This is a genomic window from Prosthecobacter sp. (assembly GCF_049294395.1).
GTDB lineage: Bacteria > Verrucomicrobiota > Verrucomicrobiia > Verrucomicrobiales > Verrucomicrobiaceae > Prosthecobacter.
In genome coordinates, this window is the sequence record NZ_JBAQCR010000092.1 from 1 (window position 1) to 3,858 (window position 3,858).

Consider the following 3,858-nt stretch of genomic DNA (forward strand, 5'->3'; position numbering starts at 1 on the left):
CTCGTGCTCAGCGAGCCGCCACCCGACGGCATGCCCATGCCCATCAGCCTCCGACTCTCCGCCCGCAAACCGAACTGAGGCATGAACTCACGCGCAAAACTTTTCCCAATGCTGCCCACTCGCATCCATCATCTGGTCCTTCCCGGTTTGTTCGCATTCGCTGCCTCAGCGTGGTCACAAACGGCGGCCCCCAATGCCGCGCCCGCAAAACCAGCCCCCGTGCAGACAGACCCCGCGCTCGTCGAAGCCTCACTTCCGCTGCCCAAGGAAATCGCCGCTGCTCCGCCAGTACCCAATGACAAGGACCTGCCGCCGAATGAACTGTTTGATCCCCGTGGACTGCCCGTCCCCACTGAGGCGCCTGCTGCACCACCCCCGGTGGAAGAAGAGGAAGACGAACCCAGCATGGCCGAAAGCCTCGCGGTGAATCTGGTCAAGCGCATGGTGGAGCGCGGCATGATGACCAAGGAAGATGCACAGGATCTCTTCCGCGTGGCAGAGGCAGACGTGGCCGCCGCCAAGGCGAAGCGCAGAGAGCGCAAAGCAGCCGAGCAGGAGTTTGCGCGCGCCACGGGCATCCCTGCTTCCGCTGCCGCTGTCGCAGGCGGTGCAGCCGGAGCTGTCATCGCAGACAGTGAAAAGATCCGCGTCACCTACGTGCCGGAGTTTGTGAAGAACGAGCTGCGCGAGCAGATCAAAGATGAACTCGTGCTCGAAGCCAAAAAGGGCGGCATCCTTTCACCCACCCTTCTCCCGGAGTGGGTCAGTGCCTGGCATCCCTTTGTCGACTTCCGCATGCGGTATGAGTATGACAGCTTTCCTTCCGGCAATGATGTGAGCGGGGCCTTCCCGAACTTCAATGTCATCAACACCGGCGCGCCTTATGACACCAGCAGCACGCAGTTTGCTCCGCAGATCAATGCCGACCAGGATCGCGAGCGCGTGCGTCTGCGTCTTCGTCTGGGCACCGAAATTGATCTCGGGGATCACTTCAGCCTCGGCGTGCGTGTCGGCACTGGCGACAGCAATTCCCCGGTCTCAGGCAATCAATCTCTTGGCAGCACCAACGCCGCGCCCGGGGGGAATTTCAGCCAGCAGGGCGGCCAGTTTTCCAAGTATGCCATCTGGCTGGATCGCGCTTTCCTGAAGTGGGAGCCCGTGGATGCATTCTCGTTCACCATCGGTCGCTTTGACAATCCCTTCTTCTCCACCGCCGCCATCTGGTCTGAAGACATCGGCTTCGACGGCGTAGTGCTGAAGAGCCGTTACAACGTGCATGACGGCCTTGAGCCCTTCCTCACGCTGGGAACTTTTCCCATCTTCAACACCGATCTCAACTTCGCCTCCAACCAGCCTTCCAAGTTTCAGAGCCGGGACAAATGGCTGCACGCAGGCCAGGTGGGTGTGGACTGGAAGATCAGCAAGGACTGGCATGCCAAAGTCGCAGCCGCCTACTACCACTTCCAAAACATCGAAGGCGTGCTCTCCAGTCCTTACGCACCCCAGAATGCGGAAGACCAGGGCAACACCGACAGCTCCCGCCCCACCTTTGCGCAGAAGGGAAACACCTACCGCCCCATTCGCAACATCGTCGCCAATGCCACCAACGGCTTCGGCACCACGAATCAGTTTCAGTACTACGGCCTCGCAACACCGTTCCGTGTGGCCTCCGTCACCGCCCGCCTCGACTACAACGGCTTCGAGCCCTTCCAGGTCTCTTTGATGGCCGAGTATCTGCAAAACCTTGCCTTCAACCGGTCGGCCATGAATGCCATTGCGGTCAACAACCGCAGTTCCGGCGGATTCGCCGGTGGCAACAAGGCATGGGACATCCACCTGCGCTTTGGCACGCCAGAAATGCACAAGCGCGGTGACTGGATGACCTACCTCGGCTACACGCATCGCGAATCCGACTCCTTGGTGGACGGTTTCAACGATCAGAACTTCGGCGGCGGCGGCACCAATCTCGAAGGCTACACCATCGGCGGAGCCATCGCCCTCTCTCCGCGCGTCAATGCCGCGCTGCGCTGGATGAGCGCCAATCAGATCGCCGGTCCGCAGTTCAAGGCCGACATCCTTATGTTCGACATCAACGCCAAGTTTTGATCATGAAACACACCCTCTTCATTCTTCCTGTCATGTTGCTTGGGGCCGCAGGACTGCTGCATGCGGAAGACCTCACTCCCACGGAGCAGCGCCTGAGCCAGTCCTTGAAAAGCATCGCTGTGCGTCTGCGCGCCGTGGAGACGGACCGCGCCAATCTGCAGGCGGTGCAGGCGCAGAACGACATCACCATCAAGCAGCAGGCCGATGAGATCGAAGCCCTGAAGAAAAAGCTCGCTGCCGCCACGAAGCAGGCGGCAGCAGACCAGGATGCCGCTCGCAAATCCATCGATGGACTCACCGCCAAACTGGAAGTGCGTGAAAACGAAAACGCCCAGTACAAAATGGCCCTGGAGAAATGGAAGGAAGGCTTCAACAAAGCCGCCACCATCGCCCGTGCCAAAGAAGCCGAGCGCGCCAAGGCCGTGGCCAGCGTGACCGATCTGCAAAACAAAGTGGCTGACCGCGAGCGCAAAAATCTGGAGCTGTACAAAATCGGCAGCGAGATCCTCGAACGCTACAAAAACTTCGGCCTCGGCAAAGCCCTGCTGGCACGCGAGCCCTTCACCGGCACCACCAAGGTGAAGCTGCAAACCCTCGTGCAGGACTACGCGGACAAGCTGCAAAACAGCAAGCACAGCCCCTTTCATGACGATGCCGTCAAATCCGGCGCGCCACCCGCCTCCACGGCTTCCGCTTCGCCACCCGCCACGAAGCCATGACCCGCGCCCTCCATCTCCTGCTCCTGCTGGCATTCACGGCTGCACCGGCCGATGAAGCAAAACGGCTGGTGAGTTCAGGCGGTGTGGAGATCACAGTCGAGGATGTGCGCGCCTCTCTGGAGACGCTGGATGCGCGGCAGCTTGCCGCCGTGCGCGAAGACAAAGTGCTGCTGGAGCAGGTGGTGCGTTCATTCATCGCCCAGCACCTCGTTTTAAATCAGGCGCTGGAGAAGAAGTGGGATGAAGAGCCGCAGGTCGTGGCTCGGCTGAAGCGTGCGCGCGATACCGCGCTGACCCAAAGCTACTTGGAGTCCGTGGCGCAGCCGCCCGCCCACTTTCCTGACGAGGACGAACTCAAAGCCGCCTACGAACTGCGCAAGCCCTCGCTGCTGGTGCCGCGCACCTACCACATGGCTCAGGTGTTTGTGCCTGTGGCTCCGAATGCGGATGCGCAGGCACAGCAGCAGGCGAAGGAAAAAATCCAGGCCGCATTGCGTGACGGAAAAAATCTCGTCGAAATCGGCTGGCTCACGGAAAACCAAATCCGGCCGGAAATTCGAACGAAGATGCCCGTGCTGAAGTCGAACACCACGTCTCAGCCTATCCGGCTCGATGACGGCTGGCACCTGCTGAAGGTGCTGGAAACCCGCGAATCCTATACCCCCACACTGGATCAGGTTCGCGCCCAGTTACGCGTGACGTTACGCAACGAGCGCCTCCGCGAAAACACCCAGGCCTATCTGGCCCGGCTGCTCAAAGAAACCCCCATCGTGCTCGATCAGGCGGCGCTCCAGCGCGTGCTGCCCGCTCAAACGAACTGAACTTTCCATTTTTTGTCATGACACCTTTTGCCACTTTCCGACGTCTCAGGAAGCGTCATGCCGTGTCTCACACGGCTGCTATTTTCATTCTTGCACTGCTCGTGGCCTTGCAGCCGGTGCAGGCGGATATTCTGCGTGCAGGCGGGGCAGGGGCCTCGCCCGCAGTCACCACGCCGGGCGTGGATCCCGTGGCCACTGCCGAGGCGGTGAAC

Annotated in this window: 4 protein-coding genes; all 4 read left to right on the plus strand. The window is 60.6% G+C overall.

The window, feature by feature from the left end:
* Positions 1-219: 219 nt before the first annotated feature.
* On the plus strand, positions 220-2,106 hold the full coding sequence (locus WAW39_RS05960) for a putative porin (RefSeq protein ID WP_422316773.1): 1,887 nt from the start codon (positions 220-222) through the stop codon (positions 2,104-2,106).
* A 2-nt stretch (positions 2,107-2,108) separates the two neighbouring features.
* Positions 2,109-2,825: a phage major capsid protein gene (locus WAW39_RS05965; protein WP_422316775.1), complete on the plus strand. Its 717-nt coding sequence runs from the start codon at positions 2,109-2,111 to the stop codon at positions 2,823-2,825.
* Positions 2,822-3,646 (plus strand): peptidylprolyl isomerase, encoded by an 825-nt coding sequence (locus WAW39_RS05970; RefSeq protein ID WP_422316777.1) that lies wholly within the window; start codon positions 2,822-2,824, stop codon positions 3,644-3,646. The genes WAW39_RS05965 and WAW39_RS05970 overlap by 4 nt, the downstream gene beginning before the upstream one ends.
* Before the next feature lie 17 nt (positions 3,647-3,663).
* The coding region (locus WAW39_RS05975) for a hypothetical protein (protein WP_422316779.1) at positions 3,664-3,858 on the plus strand (195 nt) is incomplete at its 3' end.

What these genes read in the sequence shown, in the direction of transcription:
- WAW39_RS05965 (WP_422316775.1), top strand. Translation starts at nt 2,109, where the DNA reads ATGAAACACACCCTCTTCATTCTTCCTGTCATGTTGCTTGGGGCCGCA.
- WAW39_RS05970 (WP_422316777.1), top strand. Translation starts at nt 2,822, where the DNA reads ATGACCCGCGCCCTCCATCTCCTGCTCCTGCTGGCATTCACGGCTGCA.